The sequence below is a fragment of the Streptosporangium sp. NPDC000396 genome (genome assembly GCF_042898655.1).
Lineage (GTDB): Bacteria > Actinomycetota > Actinomycetes > Streptosporangiales > Streptosporangiaceae > Streptosporangium.
In genome coordinates this window covers 295,147-319,197 of sequence record NZ_JBIAZA010000004.1, presented here as the reverse complement: position 1 = coordinate 319,197, position 24,051 = coordinate 295,147, and the positions used below count along the sequence as shown (strand labels likewise).

The window sequence follows — 24,051 nt, the reverse complement described above, 5'->3', positions numbered from 1 at the left end:
ATGGGCTGTTGTCTTTCCCGCCCGTTCTCCCGCGCCCTTCCCGCCCGCTCTCCTACCGCGGCTGCCACTCCCCCACCGCGGCCGCCCGTTCCCTCCCCGCCGGGCCCGGCGGCACCCGCTGAACCGGGCACCGGCCCCGCGCGTATCTCGCGGCGACAGGCACTCCCGCAAGGAGGAGGCACCGATGCGAGTACGCATTGTCATGGTCTGCACGGCCACCCTGGTTCTGGGCGCCGCCGGTACGACATCCGCCGGAGCCCGTACGGCATCCGCCGGGATCCAACGGACGTGGACCCGGTTCACCGTCGCCGGCATGGTCTCGGATGTGAAAGGCCGGGCCGCGATCACCGACCCGGCGCTGGTCAACCCATGGGGACTCGCCATGGGCAAGACGCTGTGGGTGTCGGCCACCGGCACCGACTCGGCCACCGTCTACTCGGGCGGGATCGGCACGGCGAGGCAGGAGAGGACACATGTCCGCATCCCCGGCGGCAGGCCCACCGGACAGGTGGTCAACCCCGGCCAGGAGTTCACGATCAAGGGGAAGGACGGCTCCGGGCCCGCGACGTTCATCTTCGCCAGCCCCAGCGGGGCGATCACCGGCTGGAACGCCCAGGCCGACGCCGACGACGCGATCATCAGCGCGTTCGTGAAGAACAGCGACCTCAAGGGCCTGGCCCTGGCCCGGACCAACCGGGGCCCGAGACTGTTCGCCGCCGACTTCGCCCAGAACCGCGTCCACGTCTTCGACGGCGACTTCGACCGCCTCCGGCTGCACCGCCGCGCGTTCCGCGACCCCGCGCTGCCACCGGACTACGCCCCGTTCAACGTGGAGGTCGTGGGCCGCTCCGTCCTCGTCGCCTACGCCAAGCGCGACCCGCGGACCGGCAAGGCCGTACCGGGTCCGGGCAAGGGCTTCGTCAGCCAGTTCGACGGGGACGGCCGGTTCCTCGGCCGCTTCGCCACGCGCGGCGCGCTGAACGCCCCCTGGGCCATGACCCTGGCCCCCAGCGGCTTCGGCACGCACGCCGGAGCCCTGCTCGTCGGCAACTTCGGCGACGGCCGGATCAACGCCTACGACCCGCGTACCCGCCGCCCGCTCGGCCCGTTGTGCACCCCTGACGGCAGGCCCATCACCCTGAGCGGCCTGTGGGACCTCGAACCCGGCACGGCGGCCAACGGCGGCGAGAACGCCCTGTGGTTCAGCTCCGGCCCCGACGGCGGAGCCCACGGTCTCCTCGGCCTGATCCGCCCGGCCGACGCGGGTGCCGACGCCCCCACTTCTTCGGCCACCCCGACGGCAGTCCCTTCCTCCACCTCCGGCTACTAAAACTTCCGGCACCTCGGGTTGCCGAAACTCCCAGCACCTCGGGATCGCCGGAATCCCGAGTCACCGGAACCCGGGGCCGCCGGACCGGAGCCGAGCGGCCGGTCTCCCAGGAAGAGCCCTCCGCCTGACCAGCCGGTCCCGCGTGAGGAGGCCCCTGCCTGGTCGGCCGCTCACCGGTTCGGCGAATCCCCGCCGGCGGCCGAGACCCGCAGGTCCGCCAGGATCGCCCGATGATCGCTGACCGTCATCGGCAGCACCCGGCTGTCGACGGCCGTGAAGCCGCGGGTGAGCACATGGTCCAGGCGGACGACCGGCAGGACCGCCGGCCAGGTGAACTGCAGGCCGGTGCCGGCCTTCTCCGACACGGGCGACAGGGTCTCGGTGAGCCGGCCCAGTTCCCGGTCGGTGCCGGCGGTGTTCAGGTCCCCAACGACGATGACCCGGGCGCTGCGGTCGGCCTGGACCGCACGGGCCAGGGCCTCCACCTCCGCGTTGCGGTGGGCGATGACGGACGGCTGGTCGGGCCGGAAGGAGGCGAGATGAACCGCGTAAAGGCTCACCTCGCCCCGCGGCGTGCGGATGATCGCGTGCCGGGAGCGCTCCACCCCCGGCACGGGCCGCGGCCGGCCCTCGAACGGATACCTGCTCCACACCGCCACACCGGGGTTGTCCGGGAACCGGTACCGGTAGCCGGGATCGATCGGCCCGGCGAAGGCGGGGTGAACCGTTCCGTTCATCAGCACCGGGTCGTCGGGGACCTCCGCCGCCACGAGGATGTCCGCGCCGGTGGCTCGCAGGGCCCTGGCGGTCCTGGCGAGGTCGCCATTGGCGAAGTTGACGTTCTGATGGACCACGCGCAGGTCTCTCGGCCCGGTCTGGGCGGTGCGGACGAACGCGGGCCCGAAGATCATCACCCATGTCACGGCCGGGATCACGACCCCCGCCAGCGCGAGCCGTGACCACCGGGCGAGCGCGGCCAGCGCCAGAAGGGGAACGGCGAACCCGATCCACGGCAGGGCGCTGTCGAGCGTGTTGCCCATTCCCCGCCAGTTCGGCAGCGACCTGTGCCCCGCGAGGACGAAGGCCACCAGAGCGCCCCCGCCGGCGATCAGGCCGCCTCGCAACCGCCGCGCCATGATGATGCAAGATCCCTTCGCCGTCTCCGGCGAACCAGTCCACCACAGCGTCAGCGGGTACGGCGAGCCGCTGGACGGTGGAGCGCCCGATGGCGACTCGGCGGAACAGACGGCTTTACCTCAGCCTGGCGATGTCCCGTTGCTTGTGAGTGTGCTTTGGTAAGCGCACTCTCAAACAGCTTCCGGCTTGCGCCGGAGCGTTCTCCCTGACGGGAGTTCCCATTTCACTGGTGCGTGCCCGGCACGGACGCCGGGTCTTACCGCTCCTCGGCGGGCGTTTTGCGTCTCCCCGCAACTCTGGGCGACGTCGTGCTCATACCGGGCCGCGAGCGCGGCCAGGTTGCGCGCGGCATTCAGATCCCGGTCCACAACCAGACCGCACCTGGCGCAGACGTAGGTGCGTTCGGACAGGGCGAGCTTGGCTTTCACCGCGCCGCAACCCGAACACGTCTTACTGGAGGGATACCAGCGGTCGGCCACGACGAGCCTGCCGCCGGCCCACCCGGTTTTGTAGCCGAGCTGACGGCACACCTCCCCCATGCCGACATCGGCGACCGCGCGGGCCAGGCGCCGGTTGGCGAGCATCCCAGACACATGCAGATCCTCGATCACGACCGTGCCGTAGCTGCCCGCCAGGCGGGTGGTGAGTTTGTGCAGGCCATCGCGCCGCTGGTTAACGACGCGGGCGTGCGCCCTGCCAAGCGCCGCCTTGGCCTTATGCCACCGGGCCGAGGCCTCACGCCGGCCACCATCGGGGGTGCGTGGCCCGGTGCGGCGGGCAAGCTGCTTGTTGAGTTTGCGGAGTGTGCGCAGCGCCGCGCGGTGGTGTTTGGGGTTGTCGATGACCTCGCCGGTGGACAGCACCGCCAGCGCCTTCACCCCGAGATCCACCCCCACCACCGCGTCCGGGCGGGCCGGGACGCGGTCGGGACGGTCAACCTCGCAGGTGAACGACACCAACCAGCGCCCGCCCGCCAACCGGATGGTGGCCGACAGGATTCGGCCGGTGCCGCGTTCCAGGTGACGGGCGAGTTTCCGGGTCGACTCGCACGTCTTGATGGTGCCGAGCCGGGGCAGCGTGACGTGGCGCCGGTCGGTCTCCAGGCGGATGGTCCCGGTGGTGAACCGGCACGACAGGGCGGCGCGATGCTTGGACCTGAACCGGGGAAAGCCGGCCTTCGTCCCGGCCCGGGTGCCCGTGCGGGAGGCGGCCCAGCTCTTCAGCGCCCGCGCCAGGCCGTCCAGGCCCGTGTTGTAGGCCTCCTTGGAGTTGTCCGTCCACCACGGCGCGACCGTGCCTTTGGCGGCGTTCCAGGACCGGCGCAGGCCGTACAGCGACCAGGGAATCTCGGTCAGCAGTTCCTCGGGCACGTCGTAGGTCTTTTCTGCCGCGCGCTGATCCAGCGCGGCCTTGACCAGGCCCAGGCCCCAGTTGAACGCGAACCGGGCCGCGCCGCAGTGCGAGGCCAGCGCGTGTGCCTGTTCGGTGGTGGGGGCGAGGGCGTACCGGTAGGCCTGATGGACCCGCACCACCCCTCCACCTCTTTACTCTACGTTGTATTTAGATCACCGTGAGTTTATCTTTGGGGCGGGGTCGGCGGCCATCCGATCAGCGAAAGACATGCGCCCGGCGGCCCGCCGAACGGCGCCCGTACAGGCGGGCGCACAGCAATGTGAGGATCTCCGTCCCATCCCGCACCAGATCGTCATCGACCTCGGCCGGATCGGCGACCAGCAGGCGTCGGCCCCGCGCAGCCAGGGCGGCTTCGACGTATTCGGCCCCGAACCGGGCGAACCCGTCGCGGTGCTCGACCACGATCGTGGTGACCTGCGGGTCGGCAAGCAGGGCGAGGAACTTTTTGCGGCGGCCGTTGAGCGCAGAGCCGACCTCGGTCACGACGCGGTCCACGCTCATGCCGCGCGTGGTCGCCCACGCGGTCACCCGCGCCACCTGCCCATCGAGATCACGCTTCTGGTCGGCCGAGCAGACCCGTGCGTACACCACGGTGATTTCGGTGGGAGGTGTGGCCGGTTCGACATCGCCGACCAGGATCAGTCGTCCGACTTTGCGAGCGGGCACGGGCAGGGTGCCTTCCCGAAACCACCGGTAAGCGGTGATCGGGTGGACGCCCTGCGCCGTGGCCCACTCTTTCAAGATCGCTTATACATATTAGTGCATGCTCAAACACGAACAGTTATCATCCCGCGAGCGCGGGCAGATGTCAGGAGAACCAGGAGGAATGCCAAATGATCGACGTACTGGCTCTCGGCCGGGAGCAACTGGCCCGCGCCAAGGAGAGCCCGCACGGCCACAGCAGCCATACCTTCCTCCGCGTCGGATCGCTACGCCAGGCGATCATCGCGCTGACCGGAGGAGCGGCTCTTGGCGAGCATGAAGGCCCGCCGGAGGTGAGTCTTCACCTCCTGTGGGGGCGCGTGCGGCTCGTCATCGTCGGCGGCGAGGAGACCATCGAGCTCACCGCTGGGCATATCTCACCGGTTCCGCCCCACCGGCATTCGCTGGAGGCTGATGAGGACTCCGTCATCCTCCTCACCACCGTTGCCTGACGGTCGCCCGCTTTATGCGTGCCCGGCAAAGCTTCGTGCGGGCCCGGCGAATTGGATGGAGAGCCCGGCCGGAAGGCCGGTCAGGCTGGCCATGCCGTCCCGGTCGACCTCGACGCTCACCTCCGCCTCCGCCACCCGGAGCCCCCGTGCGGAGATCTCCCCGAGCGGCGCCCCGGCGAGTGGGCGCAGCGATACGCGGCCGGCGGGCACATCGGGATACAGGCCCACGGCCGCGTGGACGATCGCGACCGCCGCCGCGGCCGACCATGCCTGCGGACGGCAGGCAGCCGGGTAAGGCACGGGCCGGCCCACCGCGTGCCGGGCGTCGCCGGCCAGCAGCTCCGGCAGCCGATAGTCGAACGACTCCGCCGCCGCGAGCAGGCCCTCGGCGAGCGCTCCCGCCTGGGCTCCGAACCCGGCGCGCGCCAGGCCCGCGATCACGATCGCCGTGTCGTGCGTCCAGACGGATCCGCAGTGGTAGGACAGCGGGCTGAACCCGCCCTCGTCCGAGGCCATCGTGCGCAGCCCGAAGCCGTCGGCCATCGCGGGCGAGGCCAGCAGCCGGGCGACCACGGCCGACTCCTCGTCCGACAGCAGGCCGGTGCCGAGGAGATGGCCGATGTTGCTGGTCAGCGCATCCACGGGGCGTTTGTCCCGGTCCAGGGCGAGCGCTGGGAACCTTCCGTGCGGGCCGTCCACCCAGAAGCGGGCGCGAAACCGCTCGGCCAGGGCCTCTGCGTAGTCGTGCCAGCGTGCCGTACCGGGGCGCCCGAACGCCTCCAGCAGCGCCACCGCCTGCCGAGCCGCCTGGTAGGCGTAGCCCTGCACCTCGACCAAGGCGATCGGGGCTTGGGCCTGGCGGCCGTCGCGGAAGTGCACGGCGTCCGCGGAGTCCTTCCACCCCTGGTTGGCCAGCCCATGCGAGCCGGTGTCGATGTATTCGACGAAGCCGTCGCCGTCGGGGTCCGCGTGCTCGCCGAGCCAGCCCAGCGCGGCCTCCAGGTGGGGCATCAGCGCCGCCACCTGCTGTTCGGGCATCCCCCAGCGCCATGCGTCGTGGAGCAGGCTGATCCACAGGGGGGTGGCGTCGACGGTGCCGTAGTAGGCGGCGGGCAGGCGCAGGTCGTTGCCCTCCACGGCGAACTCGTGCCGCCGCAGCTCGTGCATGATCTTTCCAGGGGCCTCGCCGGAGTCATGGTCGATCCGTGTGCCCTGACGGCGGGCGAGCACCCGCAGGGTGCCCGCCGCCAGCTCGGTGCCGAGGGGCAGGAGCATGCGGGCCGCCCAGATGCTGTCGCGCCCGAAGAGGGTCAGGAACCAGGGCACGCCCGCGCCGAGGAAGGTGTCACCGGGAGCGCCCGCCTCGGCCAGTCGTAGCGACCGCAGGTCGTCGAGCGAGCGGTCGAGCAGGCGCGTCAGCCGATGGTCGGCGGCGGCGACCTGCGGCTGGTTCCACTCGACGGCGCGGGCGGGTGCGACCACGACGGCGCGCGGGTCGTCGATCCGGGCCTCCCAGCGCAGCACGGTGCGCCCCCGCGGAGGCAGCGTGACCTGCCATGTCAGCCGCGCCGTCCGCCCCGCTTCGGCTTTCGCGTCCTGCCCGGTCACGGCGACCCGGATGCCGTCTGATTCCCAGGACAACTCGCCGGGCCCGCTGTCCTCAGCGGTGGCGGGCACCGTGCCACCACCCGACTTCACCACCTCGATCGGGGCGAAGTCACAGCTCAGCTCAAGAGTGACAGTGGCGGCGACGATCGCCGAGGCGGTGGACGCGAGCTCGATCCGCTCGCTCATGCCGCCCGGGGTGACCTGGCGGACGCGGTCGACCCGGACCGTGGGATCGGGGCCGCGGTCACCCAGCCACCGGAGCAGGCCGACGAACCGGGCGCCGCCCGGCCCGTCGGGAGCATGTCCGACGGCCTCGGGCTCCCGCCCATCCACTTCCAGCCTGGCCTGCGACAGTGCCCGGGAGTCCGCGTGGAACAGGCCCTGGACACCCGCGGGACGGATCTGCCCGTCGGTGCCGCCCAGCGCGATCGTCGGCGCCATGACCGTGCTGACGAGGTCGTGCAGCAGCGGCTGCAGGCGGTACGGCGGGCCGGGGTCGGCCGCCCCGCCGACAGCCCTGCCTGGCTCGGACGTGGCTTCGACAAGCACGAACGGCTCCTCTGGGTCAAGTCGAGCCGACGCAACCTTGACGGATGAGCGCCGGAGGTGCACATTACGCAACGCTTCCTTTACTCAACCGATCCAATCACGCCCGATTCAGTTTTGAACGTTCAAAGTTCGTAAAAAGTACAAAGAATGCGAAAGGTGATGATCGCCACATCGCGCGGGGTGTCACGCCATCGTGCGAGACTGCGCGGCTCACGAACGGCGCGGCGCCCAGAGGACGCCGCTCCAAACGGGACGACTCACGAACCGGCCCGACTCGCGGACGACGCGACTCACAGGGGCAGGATGCCACCGGGTTTGAGGGCCTTCATGGCGATCTGCGAGGTGAGCTTGTCGAGCCCGGGCAGGCGGCCGAGCTTCTCCAGGCAGAGCTGGCTGTAGGCCTCCATATCGGGCACCGCGACCCGCAGCACGTAGTCGGGGCGGCCGAACATGCGCAGGCACTCGACGACATCGTCGACCTCCATGACGGCCGCCTCGAAGGCCGTGACGGTCTCGGCGTCCTGCCCCTCCAGCTCGACGTAGGCGAGGACCTGGAAGCCGCGCCCGACGGCCGCCGGGTCGACCACGGCGCGGTATCCGCTGATCACCCCCGACTCCTCAAGGTTGCGGACCCGGCGCAGGCAGGGCGAGGGGGTCAGCCGCACTCGCTCGGCGAGTTCAAGATTGCTGAGCCGCCCCTCCACCTGCAGAAGGTTGAGAATTGCGCGATCTGTGGCATCCATAGCAGTCAATGCTAACCAAAGCGAAGATCACCATAAATATTGACATCATATTCCGTCCACTCTGAAATAACCTTGCGGCAATCCAAGCGGCACCGGAAGACTGGAAAACGATCATGACGATCTTCGCCGACGCCCGTGAAGTGACCCCAGACGACCGGTATGCACTCGACGAGGGCCAGGTCTTCATGACCGGCACGCAGGCGCTGGTCCGGGTGATCCTCGACCAGATGCGCGCCGACCGCGCCGCCGATCTCGACACCGGCACGATGGTGTCGGGCTACCCCGGATCCCCGCTCGGCGGCTTCGACCAGGAACTCGCCCGCTCGCGCAAGCACACCGAACCGCTCGACATCGTGCACCGGCCGGGCCAGAACGAGGAGCTGGGCGCCACCACGGTCTGGGGCAGCCAGCTCGTTCCCGCGCTCCCCCGGCCGCGCAAGACGGGCGTCCTGGGCGTCTGGTACGGCAAGGCCCCCGGCGTCGACCGCGCGGCCGACGCCTTCCGGCACGGCAACTTCGTCGGCGCCCACCCTGAGGGCGGCCTGATCGCCTTCTGCGGCGACGACCCGACCTGCAAGTCCTCCACCCTGCCCTCGGCCACCGAGACCGCGCTCGCCGCCCTGGGCATGCCGGTCGTCCACCCCGGCAGCGTCCAGGAGCTGCTCGACCTGGGCCGTCACGCGATCTATGCCTCCAGGGCCAGCGGGCTGTGGGTGGCGGTGAAGGCCGTCTCCAACGTGATGGACGCCACCGGCACGGTCAACGTCGGCCTCGGCCGGGTGGTCCCCGTCATGCCGGTCGTCGAGCACGAGGGCAGGCCGTACCGGCACACGCCGGACGCCACCCTGCTCACCCCCTGGTCGCTGGAGATGGAGCGCACCCTGGTCGGCCCCCGCCTCGCGCTGGCCCGCGCCTACGCCAGGGAGAACGGCCTCAACCAGATCACCTCGGACCCCCGTGACGCCTGGCTCGGCATCGTCGCCTCGGGCACCGCCTACTACGACATCCTCGAAGGGTTCCGCAAGCTGGGCGTGGACCCCGCCGAGCTCGGCATCCGCATCCTCAAGATCGGCATGATCTGGCCGCTGGAGCCCGAGATCGTCCGGACCTTCGCGCGCGGGCTCAGCGAGATCCTCGTCGTGGAGGAGAAGGCACCGCTGCTGGAGACCCAGGTCAAGGACATCCTGTACGGCACCGCGAACGCCCCGCGCGTCCTCGGCAAGCTCGACGAGAACGGCGCCGTCCTGATCCCCCAGGCCGGGGCCGTCGACGCCGATCTGGCCGCCAAGGCGATCGCCTTCCGGCTGCGCCGCAGGGGCCTGGACGGCGGCGTGGCGGCACCGGGCGAAGACATCCCGGGGCTGGCGGAGCGGTTCACGCCGGAGGTGCGTGACCAGGTCGCGAAGGGCCTGGCGGTGATCTCCCGTCCGGCGCCGCTGAAACTGCTCGGCCCCCAGCGCACCCCCTTCTTCTGCTCCGGCTGCCCGCACAACCGCTCCACCGCCGTCCCCGACGGCGCCCCGGTCGGCGCGGGGATCGGCTGCCACACGATGGTGGTGATCAACCGCGAGGGCAAGGGCGAGCTGACGGGCCTGACCCAGATGGGCGGTGAGGGCACGCAGTGGATCGGCCAGGCGCCGTTCACCGACACCCCGCACATCTTCCAGAACCTGGGCGACGGCACCTTCCACCACTCCGGCTCGCTCGCCATACGCGCCGCCGTCGGCGCGGGCGTGAACATCACCTACAAGCTGCTCTACAACAGCGCGATCGCCATGACCGGCGGCCAGGTGATCACCCCGTCCCTCGCCGTGGCCGACCTCACTCGCTGGCTGGAGGTGGAGGGTGTGCGGCGGGTGATCGTCACCACTGACGAGCCCGAGCGCTACCGCGGCGTCAAGCTGGCGCCGATCGCCGAGGTCCGCGACCGCACCGCGCTGGAGGACGCCCAGCGGGAGCTGGCCGGGGTTCCCGGCGTGACCGTGCTGGTCCACGACCAGCAGTGCGCGGCGGAGAAGCGGCGGCTGCGCAAGAAGGGCGACCTGCCCGACCCGGTCAAGCGCGTGGCGATCAACCAGCGGGTGTGCGAGGGCTGCGGCGACTGCGGGCAGAAGTCCGAGTGCCTGTCGGTGCTGCCGGTGGAGACCGAGTTCGGCCGCAAGACCGAGATCCACCAGTCGTCCTGCAACAAGGACTACTCCTGCGTGGAGGGCGACTGCCCCTCCTTCCTGACCGTCACGCCGGGCAAGGCGTCCAAAAAGCGCGCCGTACCCGCCGCTCCGGAGATGCCCGCGCCCGAGTTCCGCACCGGGGAGACGACGATCCGGCTGGTCGGCATCGGCGGCACCGGCGTGGTGTCGGTGGCGCAGATGCTGGGCACCGCCGCGATGCTCGACGGCAAGCAGTCGCGCGGGCTCGACCAGACCGGCCTGGCCCAGAAGGGCGGCACGGTCGTCTCCGACATCCTGATCTTCGAGGGCGGGGATGACCGGTCCGGGAAGGCCGGCACGGCCAGCGTGGACGCCTATCTCGCGCTCGACCTGATCGGCGCCACCGACCCCAAGCAGCTGAGCGCCGCCGACCGCGACCGGACCGTCGCGGTGGTCTCCACCAGCCTGGTCCCCACCGGTTCCATGGTCGTCGACCCGTCCAGGCACGTCACCGAGCTGGGCTCGCCGATCGGCGCGCTGGAGTCGCGCACCCGGCGCGAGCTGAACGTCTACCTCGACGCCGAGGACGTGGCGCAGGCGCTGTTCGGCGACCACATGCCGGCCAACACGATCGTGATCGGCGCGGCCTGGCAGCGCGGTCTCATCCCGCTCGGCCTGGAGTCGATCGAACGGGCCATCCGGATGGGCGGCGGCAAGAGCGCGGACAAGACGATCGCCGCCTTCCACTGGGGCCGGGCCGTCGTCGCCGACCCGGAGGCCGTGACGCGGGCGATGGGTTCCGACGCGCCGGCCGAGCAGCCGCCGAGCCCCGAGATCGTCAGGCTCGTCGACTCGATCGCCGCCGCGGGCACCGAGCTGCACCGGCTCCTCATGGTCCGGGTCCCCGACCTCGCCGCTTACCAGAACCTGCGTTACGCCACCCGCTACGCGGAGGCGGTCCGCGCGGTCCTCGCCAAGGAGCGGGCGGTCTCGGCCGGGCTCTACCCGATCACCGAGGCCTACGCCTGCCATCTGCACCGCCTGATGGCCTACAAGGACGAGTACGAGGTGGCCCGGCTCCACCTCGACCCGGCCGAGCGGGCCCGCATCGCCGCCGAGTTCGGCCCCGACGCGAAGATCTCCTACAACCTGCACCCGCCGGTCTTCCGCGCCCTGGGCATGAACCGCAAGATCCGCCTCGGCACCTGGTTCGACCCGGCGTTCCGCCTGCTGTACGGCATGCGCGGGCTGCGCGGCACCCGGCTGGACCCGTTCGGCGTGGCCGGGGTGCGCAGGATCGAGCGCGAGCTCGTCAACGAATACACCCGTGACGTGCACCGCGCCCTCGCGCACCTGAGCCCGGAGACCGAGGACCGGATCCGCGAGCTGGCCGAGCTGCCGGACGTGATCCGCGGCTACGAGCACGTGAAGCTGGGCAACGTCGCGAAGTACCGCGCCTCCGCCAGGGCCATCCTTGACCGGCTTTCCGGTGCCTGAGGTCCACGCGCCGATCGAGCGGTGAGCATGCAGGCGTTCCGGGCCCGGACGGCAGGTTCCGGGCCCGGTCGCCGGGAGGGACCGGCTGATCGTTCACGTGCTTCGGCGCCCGGACTTTCCGCCGCGATGCCGCCCGGATCCGCCGGATCCGTGGCAAATTTCACCGTCATCGACAGCCCCGCACTTTCAAAATGGGTTAATTCGCCATTAATATGCTCACCTAAGGAGCTTTCGGGCACCCTCTAGTAGGCTCTCCGCTCGGATCTGTTCCACAAGCCGCAGGCAAGCGGTGTCCAAAACCAAGATGAACATGGACATCCGCGTACTGCCGCATCGAACAGGTGCCAGCGCCTGCCACTTCGAGAGGTTGATCAATGAACAACGACGCCGTGTGGGTGCGAGGTGTGACAGGCACGCAGCTGCACCACACCACGAACCTCCAGGACGCCGGCCGATTTCTCGGCAATGCGGCGATGGCGCTGCAGGCCGCGCACGTACGGACCGGTGACGATCGGTACTCCAGCCTCGCCACCCAGATCAAGACCATGGTGGCCGAGGCGCGGGCACTGGAGACCCAGGCCAGGGCGAGCATGCACGGGCTGCACTCGGCGGATCCCGAGCGGTTCGTCCGCTGCCGCGATGGCGAAGAGCCATGGCCCGACGAGATCCAGGCGGGGTTCATTCCGCGCCACACCTGCAAGGACCAGTGCCTTTACCACGACCGCGATGTTCTCAACGCCATCATGCAGTGCACGTGCGGGCAGCCCCCGTGCCGGGCATGCGCCATCGCCGGTCCGCTGTGAGGTGAACCACACCGTGTCCGGCGGAGGACGTCACGTGTCCTTTGCCGGAAGCGGGCGGTAGCGCCGCTCACCGCGTTCCGGCCTGACCCGCGGCAGCGGCGGATGACGCCCTCAAAGCTCCCGCTCTCGTTTCAGCAGGGTCTCCCCGTCGACGGGGTTCTCGTGAGTGCCCGCCGATGTGCAGGCGTGGGCGCCCGCGATGCCGCCCAGCCGGATGGAGTCGTCGAGGGAGCGGCCCGACAGCAGGCCGTACAGGACGCCGGAGACGAACGCGTCCCCCGCGCCGTTGCTGTCGACCATCGGGCCGGGCAGCGGGACGGCGGGGAAGTCCCGCGGCCCTGAGGCGTCGAGGACGCGGCAGCCCTCGGCGCCAGCCGTACAGATCACGGCCGTGGCGCGGCCGCGGGTGAGAATGTCGCGCATGACGGCGTCACGGCGGGAGCCGAGCGCGGTGCCCGACAGGAAGACCAGGTCGGAGGAGTAGGCGAAGTCCTTATGGTGGTCGTTCTCCCCGTCCCAGTCGTGCAGGTCGGTGGAGACGGAGCGGCCCTCCAGGTCGGGATAGACGTGCCGGGAGAAGTCCGTGATCGACACGTGGACGTGCCGGGCGGCGCGCACCGCGGGCAGGTAGAGCTCCCGGGGCAGCCGCTCGCCCGGTACGGCACGCGGGTCGAACAGCGACAGCCTCCGCCCGTCGGGGCCGACCAGCAGGACGCTGCGCCGGGTGCCCTGGGGCGCGGGCGCCCACGCGAACTCCACCCCTCTGTCCCGCAGGTGGGCCCGGATGAACGCGCCCTGCGGGTCGTCGCCGATCAGGTCGACCAGCTTCACCTTCAGCCCGAGCGCGTGGCAGCCGAGCGCGACGCCGCTGCCGGTGTTGCCGATCCGGTCGATCATCGGCGGAACGGCGTAGGTGTCGGCGTACGGCAGCGGCAGCTCGGGCACGTAGGCCGTGGTGTCCACCCCGGTCCCGCCGATGATCACGACGTCATGGCTCATCAGCGGTTCACCAGCGGGCCGGACCCGGTCGAGCGGCGCACGACCAGCTCGGGCTGGAACATCAGCTCGATGTGCTTTCCCCGGGCGCCGTTGATCTCCTCCAGCAGGGTCGCCACGGCGGCCGAGGCCATCGCGCCGATGGGCTTGCGCACGGTGGTCAGCGGCGGGTCGGTGAACGCGATCAACGGCGAATCGTCGAACCCCACCACCGACACATCACCCGGCACCGACAACCCCCGATCCCGGCACGCCCGGATCGCCCCCAACGCCATCAGATCCGAGGCACACACGATCCCCGTGCACCCCCGCTCCAGCAACTGCGCCGCCGCCGCCTGACCACCCTCCACCGAGAACAACGAATGCGAGATCAACTCCCCCACCTCGGTCGCCCCCAGCAACTGCGCCATCGCCCGCCGATACCCCTCGATCTTCCGGATCACCGGCACGAACCGGCCCGGCCCCACCGCCAGACCGATCCGCTCATGCCCCAGATCCACCAGATGCTGCACGGCCAGCCGCGCCGCGGCCCGATCATCCGGAGAGATGAACGGCGCGTCGATCTGGTTGCTGTAGCCGTCCAGCAGGACGATCGGCAGCCCGCGCTCGCGCAGGCGGGTGTAACGATCCATCTTGGCCGTGGTGTCGGCGTGCAGGCCGGAGACGAAGACGATGCCGCTGACCCCGCGTTCCATCAGCACCTCGGTGAACTCGTCCTCCACCGCCCCGCCGGGCAGCTGGGTGCACAGCACCGGGGTGTAGCCGTGCTGGGTCAGGGCCTTCTCGATCGCCTGGGCGAACGCCGGGAAGATCGGGTTGTCCAGCTCCGGGGTCACCAGCCCGATCAGGCCGTTGCTGCGCTGCCGCAACCGCTGAGGACGCTCATACCCCATCAGGTCCAGCGCCGCCAGCACCGCCTGCCGCGTCCCCGAGGAAACACCCGGCTTGCCGTTGAGCACGCGACTCACCGTCGCCTCGCTCACCCCCGCCTGAGCGGCGATGTCGGCCAGCCGGGTGCCTGCGCCGTCGGGGCGCCGCGTGAGTTCACCGTCCACCAGAAGTACTCCACCATGCGGCTGATATTGGGTACTCGCCAATCGGCATTCGACACCTTGGATGTGAAACTCGTTTCCAAAAACTTTTCACGAACTGTAACATCCTGAGCTCTCCACCACGGTTGCCACAGTATCTGTCGCCCGGGATCTCCTCATCCGTAACTCCTCTGCTCATCAGGGAACAAAGGGGTAACCCATAGCTGTGCGATTTCTAACGACATCTATGGACACACGAGCAAGTAGCGCGATGTACTACCTCATCAATCACACAGCTGGATCCGGGCGACGGAGCCCGGGAGGAACGAGCGCGCATGAGTACCGTCGTCCTCGACAATGTGAGCAAGGTTTACCCCGGCGGGTACCTCGCGGTTGACCGTATGAACCTGCGCGCCGAAAACGGGGAGTTCCTCGTCCTGCTCGGGCCTTCCGGCTGCGGCAAGTCCACGCTGCTCCGGATGATCGCGGGCCTTGAGGAGGTGACCTCCGGAGACCTGTGGCTGGACGGCAGGCGCGCCAACGACCTCGCCCCGCGTGACCGGGACGTGGCCATGGTCTTCCAGAACGGCGCGCTCTACCCGCACCGCACGGTGCGCGGCAACATGGCCTTCCCCCTGGAGATCGCCAAGGCCGACCCGGCGATGGTCAGGGAACGCGTGATCGAGCTGTCCAAGGTGCTGCACATCGACGAGACCCTCGACCGCCGTCCCGGAACGCTCTCCGGCGGCCAGCGCCAGCGCGTGGCCATGGGCCGGGCGATCGTCCGGCAGCCCTCGATCTTCCTGATGGACGAGCCGCTGTCCAACCTCGACGCGGGCATGCGCACCGAACTGCGCATGGAGATCTCCTCGCTGGTCCGCTCCCTCGGCGTGACCACGGTCTACGTGACGCACGACCAGGTCGAGGCCCTGACCCTGGCCGACCGGATCGCCATAATGAACCGCGGCGTGCTCCAGGACCTCGGCACCCCCGGGCAGGTCTACAACGACCCGGCCACCGCGTTCACCGCCGCCTTCCTCAGCTCCCAGCAGCTCAACCTGCTCGCGGCCACCGTCCGCACCCCGCAGAACCAGTTCATCCTGCTGGACTTCGGGATGCACCAGATCATGATCCCTTGGACCGATCCCAGGGCCTACGCCGTCTCCCGGCACGTCGGCCGCCAGATCATCGTCGGCATCCGCCCGGACTGCCTCGCCCCGGTTCCCGAGTCCTTCCAGGGACCGGTCTTCCTGGGCCGCGTCCGGGTTCTGGAGTATCACGGCCACGAGTGGCTCGCCTACGTCGAGAGCGGCATCCCCTCCGTGGCCGTCCCCGAGCCGCCGGACCCCCGTCGCGCCGCCCGCGGCCTGGCGGGCGCGGCCGCCCAGGGCGGCCGCGCCCGCCAGGCCATACGGCGTCTGTTCCCGGGGCCGGCCTCCGATCCCGAGCCGGCGCAGGCGCAGGAGCAGGTGGGCGGCACCCACCGCCGGACCGACCTCATCGTCCGACTCGGCGCCCGCCCCGCCTGGCGCTCCGGCGAACCCGCCCGCGTGGGCGTCGACGTCACCCGCCTGATGCTCTTCACCCTCGACGGCTCCCGGATCGATCCCCCGCATCGCTGATCGCCCGGGACGGCGTCTTCACGGATCAGCGGCCGATGAGGGAGACGATCTCGACGACGCGGGTGGCGCGGTCGAGTTCCGCGCGGTGGAAGGCCGGCCCCTCGGTGCGGGCGAGGACCAGATGCAGGTCCGTGCCGGGAACGGGAAGGCACATCAGCTGATGACGGCCGGAGCCGATGGTCGACGGCCGCAGGGGGGTGAGGCCGCTCACCCTGACCCCGGCCAGGCCACCCATCTCGTCGAGGGAGGACGGGGCCTGCCAGCTGCGGTGGACGAGCTCGCCGGTCTTGGCGCACACGGCGACCGCCCACTCGGCGCTCACCAGGGCGGGGGCGGCGTCCACGAGCGTGGCGAAGGCCCTGCCGGGGTCCGCCGCGGCATGCTTCAGCAGGTCGTAATCGAGGGCGCAGCCGGGGATCTCGCGGGTGGGCCAGACGGCTTCGACACGTAGGCCGGGAACGGACGACATGTGGTCCCGGACGGTGTCGGCGTCGGGGCTGCCCGGCCAGGAGACGGTGAAGTCGTCCACCGCCCGGCCCGCTTCGCGCTCCAGCACCGTCACCTGGAGAATGTCGGCTCCCAGCGTGCCGAGCACCCGGGCCACCTGGCCCAGGGCACCGGGCCGATCGGGAAAGGACACCCTTAGTCGGAACATCATCGTCGCCACCTCTCTTTCGGACATCAGGGTGTCCTAGACAGGTTTCGCGAAGGTTCCGGGGTGATGTCCAGGATAAGACCTGAAGCCCGAAAACATTAGCTCGGACATGCAATCAGTCAGGGTGGATGGAAATGAACGGGACGGGTGGGAAAGAAAGGAAGATCAACCACGCCCTGCCCGCCTCCGGGACGCCCCAGGTTTGTTTCGCGGACCCGCGGCGCGGACGAAAGATCCACAAAACCCGCCCGGACGGCCGCGGCGGACGGAAAGATCCACGGCACAGGACCTAGCGCAGGACCTTCGGGCCCGAGCCCGTCGAGCCCCGCACGATGAACTCCGGCTGGAAGATGAGCTCGGAGTGCTTCATCGGGGCGCCGGAGATGGTCTCCAGCAGGGTGTGCACCGCCGCGGTCACCATCGACTGGACGGGCTGGCGCACGGTGGTCAGCGGCGGGTCGGTGAACGCGATCAACGGCGAATCGTCGAACCCCACCACCGACACATCACCCGGCACCGACAACCCCCGATCCCGGCACGCCCGGATCGCCCCCAACGCCATCAGATCCGAGGCACACACGATCCCCGTGCACCCCCGCTCCAGCAACTGCGCCGCCGCCGCCTGACCACCCTCCACCGAGAACAACGAATGCGAGATCAACTCCCCCACCTCGGTCGCCCCCAGCAACTGCGCCATCGCCCGCCGATACCCCTCGATCTTCCGGATCACCGGCACGAACCGGCCCGGCCCCACCGCCAGACCGATCCGCTCATGCCCCAGATCCACCAGATGCTGCACGGCCAGCCGCGCCGCGGCCCGATCATCCGGAGAGATGAACGGCGCCGGGACGTCGTCGGCGTGCCCGTTGAGCAGGACGATGGGCACACCGTGCCCGATCAGCTGGGTGTAGCGGTCGGAGCGCGCGGTGACGTCGGCGTGCAGGCCGGAGACGAAGATGATCCCGCTGACCCCGCGTTCCATCAGCACCTCGGTGAACTCGTCCTCCACCGCCCCGCCGGGCAGCTGGGTGCACAGCACCGGGGTGTAGCCGTGCTGGACCAGCGCCTTCTCGAACGCCTGGGCGAACGCCGGGAAGATCGGGTTGTCCAGCTCCGGGGTCACCAGCCCGATCAGGCCGTTGCTGCGCTGCCGCAACCGCTGAGGACGCTCATACCCCATCAGGTCCAGCGCCGCCAGCACCGCCTGCCGCGTCCCCGAGGAAACACCCGGCTTGCCGTTGAGCACGCGACTCACCGTCGCCTCGCTCACCCCCGCCTGAGCGGCGATGTCCACCAGCCGTGGCGACGTGCCACCGGCGAGGCTGCCGTTAATCGTCATCGCGCTCCCACCAAACCGTGGAGTCGGGTGCCAGCCGTACCGTCTCTCCGTCGAACGCCGGCGGGTCGCTGGCCAGCAGCACCCTGCCCGGGGCCGGCAGATCCACCGGCGCGCCGGTCAGGTTGACCGTGCACACGAACGCGCCGCGGCCGAACGCCAGGGTGCCCTCGGGCGACTTGAGCCAGGTCAGCGAGCCGTCACCGAGTTCCTCCCGCTCGCGCCTGACGGCCAGGGCGGTCCGGTAGAGCCCGAGCGTGGAGTCCGGATCGTCGAGCTGGGCCTCGACGCTGAGCTCGCCCCACGAGCCGGGCATGGGCAGCCAGCTGTCCTGGCTGCCGGGGAAGCCGAAGCCGAAGTCGGGCCCGGAGACCGCCCACGGGATCGGCACCCGGCAGCCGTCGCGGCCGTCCTCGGGGTTACGCAGCCGCTGCGGGTCCCGCAGGAACTCCTCCGGCAGATCGAGCACCTCGGGAAGGCCCAGTTCCTCGCCCTGGTAGATGTAGACGGAGCCGGGCAGGGCCAGCATCAGCAGCGCGGCCGCCCTGGCCCGGCGCAGGCCGAGCTCCCCTCCGCCGTAGCGGGTGACGTGCCGTTTGACGTCGTGGTTGGACAGCACCCACGTCGTCGGCGCGCCCACCAGGCCGGCGGTGAGCACCGACTCCTCGATCACCGCGCGGAACCGCTCCGCGTCCCACGGGGTGGTCAGGAAGTGGAAGTTGAACGCCTGGTGGAGCTCGTCGGGACGGACGTAGCCGGCCAGGCGCTCGGGGGTGGGCGCCCAGGCCTCCGCCACCCCGATGCGCTCGCCCGGGTAGGAGTCCAGGAGCCTGCGCCAGGCCCGGTGGATCTCGTGCACGCCGTCCTGGTCGAAGAACGGGACGACCTCGGAGCCGATCATCTTGACCTGGTCGGGGTGGCCGACGTCGGGGAGCCCGGCGGCCTTGACCATGCCGTGCGCCACGTCGATCCGGAAGCCGTCCACGCCCAGGTCGAGCCAGAACTTCAGGATCGACGCGAACTCGGCGTGGACCTCGGGGTTCTCCCAGTTCAGATCGGGCTGCTCGGGTGCGAACAGGTGCAGGTACCACTGCCCGTCGGGCAGCCGGGTCCACGCGGGGCCGCCGAAGATCGACTCCCAGTCGTTGGGAGGCAGTTCGCCGTTCTCGCCCGCGCCCTCGCGGAAGATGTAGCGCTCGCGCTCGGGGGAGCCCGGCTCGGCGGCCAGTGCCTGCCGGAACCAGGTGTGCCGGTCGGAGGTGTGGTTGGGCACCACGTCCACGATGACCCGCAGCCCGTGGGCGTGCGCGTCGTCGAGCAGCCCCCTGGCGTCCGCCAGCGTCCCGAAGATCGGATCCACGTCCCGGTAGTCGGCGACGTCATAGCCGAAGTCGGCCATGGGAGAGGTGTAGAACGGCGTCAGCCAGAGCGCGTCCACTCCCAGTTCCGCCAGGTAGTCCAGCTTGCCGCGGATTCCCAGCAGGTCTCCGACCCCGTCGCCGTTGCCGTCGGCGAAGCTGCGGACGTAGACCTGGTAGATCACCGCGTCTCGCCACCAGGCGGTGGCGGTCCCGGCGTGATGATCATGGATCAGCTCGGTCATGAAATATCCCCCGATTCTCGACATTCAGCAGTGCTCAGCGGGACCAGGTCAGGCGGGCGTGGCATGGGTCAGCCGCCAGATCCGCAGGCTCGGGCCGTCGCCGGGCAGGGTCACCCCGCCCGCCGCGTCCACCGCGAGGTCGTCCGCGTCGTGGACGCCGGTCGCGGGCGCGCCCAGCGGCAACGTGACCGGGTCTCCCGCCGCCCGCCGCGCCGACACCAGCAGCGACTCGGTCTCCGTCTCGCGCAGGAACACCAGGCCGTCCGCGTCGGCGTGCAGCCAGCGCAGGCCGCCGTGGCGCAGCGCGGGCTCGGTGCGCCGCAGCCCGAACAGGGTCCGGTAGGCCGCCAGCGTCGTCTCGTCCCGGTCGTCCGGCCTGTTCCACGGCATCGGGGTGCGCGCGTTCTCGCCGTTCCAGCCGGTGAGGCCGTACTCGCTCCCGGCATAGATCATGGGGACGCCCGGCAGTGTGGCCTGCATCCCGAGCGCGACCAGCTGGCCCTCGAGGGAACCGGTGACGGTGCGGATGCGGGCCGTGTCGTGAGAGTCGAGCAGCTGCCAGGAGTGGGTGAGCGAACGCCACGACATGCGGGCGCCGAAGGCGCGGACGGTGGCCAGCGCGCCAAGGCCGTCCCGCTCCGGGACGCCGCCCGGCACGCCGAGGAAGTCGGGCAGGTCGAGCTCGGCGCCACGCAGCCAGCTCCAGACCGGACGGGTGAATCCCGCGTAGTTCATGGTGCCGTGCCAGCCGTCGCGGTCCAGGTCTCCCCCGGCGTCGTGGGCGTGCTCGGCGACGAAGATCGCCTCGGGCAGCGCGGCGGCGACCTCGCGGCGCAGCAGCGCCGCCACCTCGTGGGTGTGCTCGGCGGCACCGCGACGGCCGGTCATGTTGGCCACGTCGACCCGCCAGCCGTCCAGGACGCCCAGCCAGCGGCGGAGTACGGCGAGCATGCGCTCGCGCACCAGCGGGCTGCCCCAGTTGAGCTTGGGCAGGCTCTTGACCCCGAGCCACGACTCGTAGTCGCCGGTGTCGGGGTCGAAGTAGAACATCTCCCGCTCCGGCGCGGCCACGTCGGAGATCGCGGCGGTGAACCACTCGTGCGCGTCGCCGCAGTGGTTGGTGGTGATGTCGCCGACGAGCCGCATGCCCCGGGCGTGCAGGGCGTCCGAGAGCCGCCGCAGCGCCTCGTCCCCGCCGAGCAGCGGGTCCACGGCGTCGAAGGTGGAGGCGTCGTAACGGTGGTTGGATCGCGCGGGGAAGGCCGGGGTCAGGTAGACGGTGTCGGCGCCGAGCGCCTGGATGTGGTCCAGGTGCTCGGCGATGCCGTCCAGGTCTCCGCCGAAGAACTGCTCCGCGGTGCCAGGCCCGTGCCCGATCACCTCGTCCCGGTCCCACTCCCGGGGCAGCGCCCATCCCGGCAGGACGGCCGGATCCAGCGGGCCCGCCTGCGCGGAGCGGGCGAAGCGGTCGGGGAAGATCTGGTAGACGATCGCCTCGCCCGTCCAGGCCGGTGGCGCCGCGTGAGTCACCAGGCGGAAGTCTCCCGTGTCGGGCAGGTCGTGCGCGACCGTGCCCGCGGCGGTGAGCCAGACCGGCGCTCCGGTGCCGCGGCGCAGGTGGAAGCGGTAGGGCGTGACCGGGTTGCGCGCGATCACCTCCGCCTTCCACCACACGTCGGCGGCGCCGTACCCGCCGACCGCCCGGCCGGTGCGGTCGTGGTCGATCTCGGCGGCGGCGAAGCGCGGTTCGCCGTCGTACACGGCGCGGACGTGCACCGCGGTGACCTCCGCGGCGCGCGGGACCCGCACCCACACCGTGACCCGCTCACCGAGAGCGGGGGTCAGTGTGGAGACGTACAGGGCCGAACCGTCGTGGTGTGGCTCGTCGATGAGACGCATGCCCGTCCTTTCGTGGTGAGAAGTCGACGTTTCAGCCCGTGAACGTGTCCGGGGTCGCGACCTGTGCCTGGGCCTCAGCCCTTGACCGCCCCGGCGGTGAGACCGGAGACGATGTATTTCTGCAGCCAGAGGAAGACCCCGACGGTGGGAATCGCCGTGATCAGCGTGGCCGCCGCGAACATGCCGAAGTTGGCGTTGCGCCCGTCACCGGAGATCATGCCGAACATGCCGACCGCGAGCGTCTTGCTCTCCGGATCGCGCAGGAAGATGTTGGCGATGATGAACTCGCTCATCGTGCCGATGAAGGCGAGCATCGCGGTGACCGCGAGGATCGGCGTCACCAGCGGCAGGATGATCCGCCAGAAGATCTGCGCGTGCGTGGCGCCGTCGACCGTCGCCGACTCGTCGAGCTCCTTCGGGATCGTGTCCAGGAAGCCCTTCATCAGCCAGGTGTTCACGCCGAGCGCGCCGCCGAGGTAGAGCAGCATCAGGCCCCAGACCGTGTTGAAGCCGAAGGCCGGGTAGAGCTCGGTGACCTTCGTGAAGATCATGAAGATCGTCACGATCGCCAGGAACTGCGGGAACATCTGGATCAGCAGCAGCGCCAGCAGGCCCGTCCTGCGGCCGCGGAAGCGCATGCGGCTGAAGGCGTAGGCCGCGAACATGCTCAGCAGCAGGCTCGCGAACGAGGCGGCCAGCGCGATGAAGATCGAGTTGAGGAACCACCGCGCGAACGGGTAGGTGCCGGAGCTGAACAGCTTGGTGAAGTTGTCCAGGCTCGCCCCGGTCGGCAGCAGGTCCGAGGAGGCGAGCGTGCCCAGCGGGTTGATCGCCGCCGAGAGCACGAACAGGATCGGGAAGAGCGCGAACGCCGCCACCGCGAGCACCACCAGGTGGCGCCAGCCGACCTGCCTGAACCAGCGCGTCATGAGTACACCTCCTCCTGCCGGCGGGTCCGCCGGAAGGTGACGGCCGAGATGACGGCCACGATCGTGAAGATGAAGACCGAGATCGCGGCGGCGAAGCCGAACTGGGCCCCGCCCGCGCCGAACGCCACCCGGAACGTGTAGGTGATCAGCAGGTCGGTGGCGCCGACCTGGGGGCTCTCGGCGGGGAACGGGCCGCCCTCGGTGGTCAGCGCGATCGCGTTGAAGTTGTTGAAGTTGAACGCGAAGGAGGAGATCAGCAGCGGGGTGAGCGCGACCAGCAGCAGCGGCAGCGTCACCTTGCGGAAGGCGTACGTCGGTGAGGCCCCGTCGATGCCGGCCGCCTCGGTCAGCTCCCTGGGGATCGCCTGCAGCGCGCCGGTGGTCACCAGGAACATGTAGGGGAAGCCGAGCCAGAGGTTGACCAGGATGATCGCCAGCCTGGCCGTGGTCGGCTCGCCCAGCCAGTCGAGGTTCAGCCCGAACAGCTGGTTGATCAGGCCGAAGTCGCGGTTGAACATGTCCCGCCAGACCAGCAGCATCGCGAAGGCGGGCATCGCGTACGGCAGGACCAGCACGACCCGGTAGATCTTCGTGCCCCGCATCCGGGGGTGGTGCAGCGTGAGCGCCACCCCCATGCCGAGCGCGAACGTGGTGAGCACCGAGGCCACCGCGAAGAACACGTTCCACGTGAAGACGCCGAGGAAGTATCCGGAGATGGCCGGGTCGGTGACGACCCTGGTGAAGTTGGCGAGGCCGACGTTGACCTGCCAGCCCTGCGCGAGGTGCCGGCCGGAGGAGTCGACGAAGAAGCCCCTGGACTCGTCGGCGGTCCACCGCCGGCCGTTCCCGGCGTCCACGACGCAGTCGCAGCCCGCCTCGTAGGTCATCTGCGCCTTGCCCTCGACGGCTCGGCTCAGGCCGTTGGCCTTGATGGCGCCGCCCGGGGTGGGGACGGAGAAGGCGGAGATCTCCGACCCGAGCTCGGCCGCCTGCGGGGTGGTCAGAACGATGTAGCCGGGGGCCTGCGTGACCTTGCCGCCGAGGCTGACCTTCGCACCGGGCAGCGGGGTGAGGCCGTCGGCGGTGCCGGCCTGGACCTGCTTGGTCTTGGTGTCGACCAGCAGGAAGACCAGCTCGTCGCCCTTCCGCCCGATGGTGAGGCCGTATTCGGGCGAGCCGGGCGTCTGCCGTACGGAGCCCGACTCGATCGCCTCGATCGCCGCCTGCTTGTCACCTCGGTGGCCGTCGCCGAAGTTGGTGAAGGCCGTGGTCAGCGTGTAGACGACCGGGAAGACCTGGAAGGCGATCAGGAAGATCGTGCCGGGCACCAGGTATTTGGCCGGAACGAACCGGCGGGTCAGATAGAGGTAGCCGATGACCACGGTGGCGACGCCGAGGACCGCGAGCGCGGTCCAGGCCTCCGTGGCGATCAGCGGGGGCACCGCGTAGAGCAGGATCGCCGCCACGACGCCGAGCACGGCGATCCTGCTCACCACGAAGGCCGTGGAGATCTCACGTCGCGCGGGGGCCGGGCCGTGCTTGCCGGCCCGCGGCCCCGGCCGGGGAGGGCTCTCGCCCTCCACGGCCGTCATCTCT

General features: G+C 70.4%; 18 protein-coding genes. 5 read left to right on the top strand and 13 right to left on the bottom strand.

The window, feature by feature from the left end; translation table 11 throughout:
* Positions 1 to 184: 184 nt before the first annotated feature.
* Complete coding sequence (locus ACFY2X_RS08615) at positions 185 to 1,330, top strand: TIGR03118 family protein (protein ID WP_389934395.1); 1,146 nt, start codon at positions 185 to 187, stop codon at positions 1,328 to 1,330.
* 170 nt (positions 1,331 to 1,500) lie between these two features.
* Here the strand turns inward: ACFY2X_RS08615 and ACFY2X_RS08610 are convergent, their stop codons facing one another.
* The 3 genes from ACFY2X_RS08610 to ACFY2X_RS08600 form a co-directional block, all read right to left on the bottom strand.
* Complete coding sequence (locus tag ACFY2X_RS08610) at positions 1,501 to 2,466, bottom strand: endonuclease/exonuclease/phosphatase family protein (protein ID WP_389934393.1); 966 nt, start codon at positions 2,464 to 2,466, stop codon at positions 1,501 to 1,503.
* Between the two features lie 171 nt (positions 2,467 to 2,637).
* Complete coding sequence (gene tnpB, locus ACFY2X_RS08605; RefSeq protein ID WP_389934390.1) at positions 2,638 to 3,996, bottom strand: IS607 family element RNA-guided endonuclease TnpB; 1,359 nt, start codon at positions 3,994 to 3,996, stop codon at positions 2,638 to 2,640.
* 79 nt (positions 3,997 to 4,075) lie between these two features.
* Positions 4,076 to 4,621, bottom strand: a complete 546-nt coding sequence (locus ACFY2X_RS08600) for an IS607 family transposase (RefSeq protein WP_389934388.1) — start codon at positions 4,619 to 4,621, stop codon at positions 4,076 to 4,078.
* A gap of 92 nt (positions 4,622 to 4,713) precedes the next feature.
* Here ACFY2X_RS08600 and ACFY2X_RS08595 point away from each other — a divergent pair, with 92 nt between their 5' ends.
* Positions 4,714 to 5,034 (top strand): cupin, encoded by a 321-nt coding sequence (locus tag ACFY2X_RS08595; protein WP_389934385.1) that lies wholly within the window; start codon positions 4,714 to 4,716, stop codon positions 5,032 to 5,034.
* Positions 5,035 to 5,046: 12 nt separating this feature from the next.
* Here ACFY2X_RS08595 and ACFY2X_RS08590 read toward each other — a convergent pair whose 3' ends face one another.
* Both ACFY2X_RS08590 and ACFY2X_RS08585 read right to left on the bottom strand, forming a co-directional pair.
* Complete coding sequence (locus ACFY2X_RS08590; RefSeq protein ID WP_389934382.1) at positions 5,047 to 7,191, bottom strand: glycogen debranching N-terminal domain-containing protein; 2,145 nt, start codon at positions 7,189 to 7,191, stop codon at positions 5,047 to 5,049.
* Positions 7,192 to 7,481: 290 nt separating this feature from the next.
* On the bottom strand, positions 7,482 to 7,934 hold the full coding sequence (locus tag ACFY2X_RS08585; protein WP_389934379.1) for an Lrp/AsnC family transcriptional regulator: 453 nt from the start codon (positions 7,932 to 7,934) through the stop codon (positions 7,482 to 7,484).
* Between the two features lie 113 nt (positions 7,935 to 8,047).
* On the opposite strand from ACFY2X_RS08585, the gene ACFY2X_RS08580 reads away from it, so the two are divergent.
* Complete coding sequence (locus tag ACFY2X_RS08580) at positions 8,048 to 11,581, top strand: indolepyruvate ferredoxin oxidoreductase family protein (protein WP_389934377.1); 3,534 nt, start codon at positions 8,048 to 8,050, stop codon at positions 11,579 to 11,581.
* Between the two features lie 374 nt (positions 11,582 to 11,955).
* Positions 11,956 to 12,384 (top strand): hypothetical protein, encoded by a 429-nt coding sequence (locus ACFY2X_RS08575; RefSeq protein WP_389934375.1) that lies wholly within the window; start codon positions 11,956 to 11,958, stop codon positions 12,382 to 12,384.
* Positions 12,385 to 12,495: 111 nt separating this feature from the next.
* Here ACFY2X_RS08575 and ACFY2X_RS08570 read toward each other — a convergent pair whose 3' ends face one another.
* Entirely contained in the window at positions 12,496 to 13,383 is an 888-nt protein-coding gene (locus ACFY2X_RS08570) for a carbohydrate kinase family protein (RefSeq protein ID WP_389934373.1), read from the bottom strand.
* Complete coding sequence (locus ACFY2X_RS08565) at positions 13,383 to 14,435, bottom strand: LacI family DNA-binding transcriptional regulator (protein ID WP_389934370.1); 1,053 nt, start codon at positions 14,433 to 14,435, stop codon at positions 13,383 to 13,385. The genes ACFY2X_RS08570 and ACFY2X_RS08565 overlap by 1 nt, the downstream gene beginning before the upstream one ends.
* A 311-nt stretch (positions 14,436 to 14,746) precedes the next feature.
* Between ACFY2X_RS08565 and ACFY2X_RS08560 the strand changes: the two genes are divergently transcribed.
* A complete protein-coding gene (locus ACFY2X_RS08560; protein ID WP_389934367.1) occupies positions 14,747 to 16,033 on the top strand; it encodes an ABC transporter ATP-binding protein in 1,287 nt (428 codons plus the stop codon).
* Positions 16,034 to 16,058: 25 nt separating this feature from the next.
* Here the strand turns inward: ACFY2X_RS08560 and ACFY2X_RS08555 are convergent, their stop codons facing one another.
* The 6 genes from ACFY2X_RS08555 to ACFY2X_RS08530 all read right to left on the bottom strand — a co-directional run bounded on the left by ACFY2X_RS08555 (position 16,059) and on the right by ACFY2X_RS08530 (position 24,047).
* On the bottom strand, positions 16,059 to 16,691 hold the full coding sequence (locus ACFY2X_RS08555) for an amino acid-binding protein (protein ID WP_389934364.1): 633 nt from the start codon (positions 16,689 to 16,691) through the stop codon (positions 16,059 to 16,061).
* A gap of 286 nt (positions 16,692 to 16,977) precedes the next feature.
* Entirely contained in the window at positions 16,978 to 18,027 is a 1,050-nt protein-coding gene (locus tag ACFY2X_RS08550; RefSeq protein WP_389934361.1) for a LacI family DNA-binding transcriptional regulator, read from the bottom strand.
* Positions 18,017 to 19,627: a glycoside hydrolase family 13 protein gene (locus ACFY2X_RS08545; protein WP_389934358.1), complete on the bottom strand. Its 1,611-nt coding sequence runs from the start codon at positions 19,625 to 19,627 to the stop codon at positions 18,017 to 18,019. Before ACFY2X_RS08545 ends, ACFY2X_RS08550 begins: the two co-directional genes overlap by 11 nt.
* 48 nt (positions 19,628 to 19,675) lie before the next feature.
* Positions 19,676 to 21,526, bottom strand: coding sequence for a glycoside hydrolase family 13 protein (locus ACFY2X_RS08540; RefSeq protein ID WP_389934356.1), 1,851 nt, complete (start codon positions 21,524 to 21,526; stop codon positions 19,676 to 19,678).
* Between the two features lie 74 nt (positions 21,527 to 21,600).
* The gene (locus ACFY2X_RS08535; RefSeq protein ID WP_389934354.1) at positions 21,601 to 22,455 is read right to left on the bottom strand and encodes a sugar ABC transporter permease; all 855 of its coding nucleotides are present in this window, start codon (positions 22,453 to 22,455) and stop codon (positions 21,601 to 21,603) included.
* Positions 22,452 to 24,047 carry an ABC transporter permease subunit gene (locus ACFY2X_RS08530; protein ID WP_389934350.1) on the bottom strand — a complete coding sequence of 532 codons (1,596 nt, stop codon included), beginning with the start codon at positions 24,045 to 24,047 and terminating at the stop codon, positions 22,452 to 22,454. Before ACFY2X_RS08530 ends, ACFY2X_RS08535 begins: the two co-directional genes overlap by 4 nt.
* Positions 24,048 to 24,051 lie beyond the last annotated feature (4 nt).

Coding starts and splice junctions, on each gene's coding strand:
- ACFY2X_RS08615 (WP_389934395.1), top strand. CDS start 185: ATGCGAGTACGCATTGTCATGGTCTGCACGGCCACCCTGGTTCTGGGC.
- ACFY2X_RS08610 (WP_389934393.1), bottom strand. CDS start 2,466: ATGGCGCGGCGGTTGCGAGGCGGCCTGATCGCCGGCGGGGGCGCTCTG.
- ACFY2X_RS08595 (WP_389934385.1), top strand. CDS start 4,714: ATGATCGACGTACTGGCTCTCGGCCGGGAGCAACTGGCCCGCGCCAAG.
- ACFY2X_RS08585 (WP_389934379.1), bottom strand. CDS start 7,934: ATGGATGCCACAGATCGCGCAATTCTCAACCTTCTGCAGGTGGAGGGG.
- ACFY2X_RS08580 (WP_389934377.1), top strand. CDS start 8,048: ATGACGATCTTCGCCGACGCCCGTGAAGTGACCCCAGACGACCGGTAT.
- ACFY2X_RS08575 (WP_389934375.1), top strand. CDS start 11,956: ATGAACAACGACGCCGTGTGGGTGCGAGGTGTGACAGGCACGCAGCTG.
- ACFY2X_RS08570 (WP_389934373.1), bottom strand. CDS start 13,383: ATGAGCCATGACGTCGTGATCATCGGCGGGACCGGGGTGGACACCACG.
- ACFY2X_RS08560 (WP_389934367.1), top strand. CDS start 14,747: ATGAGTACCGTCGTCCTCGACAATGTGAGCAAGGTTTACCCCGGCGGG.
- ACFY2X_RS08555 (WP_389934364.1), bottom strand. CDS start 16,691: ATGATGTTCCGACTAAGGGTGTCCTTTCCCGATCGGCCCGGTGCCCTG.
- ACFY2X_RS08550 (WP_389934361.1), bottom strand. CDS start 18,027: ATGACGATTAACGGCAGCCTCGCCGGTGGCACGTCGCCACGGCTGGTG.
- ACFY2X_RS08545 (WP_389934358.1), bottom strand. CDS start 19,627: ATGACCGAGCTGATCCATGATCATCACGCCGGGACCGCCACCGCCTGG.
- ACFY2X_RS08540 (WP_389934356.1), bottom strand. CDS start 21,526: ATGCGTCTCATCGACGAGCCACACCACGACGGTTCGGCCCTGTACGTC.
- ACFY2X_RS08535 (WP_389934354.1), bottom strand. CDS start 22,455: ATGACGCGCTGGTTCAGGCAGGTCGGCTGGCGCCACCTGGTGGTGCTC.
- ACFY2X_RS08530 (WP_389934350.1), bottom strand. CDS start 24,047: ATGACGGCCGTGGAGGGCGAGAGCCCTCCCCGGCCGGGGCCGCGGGCC.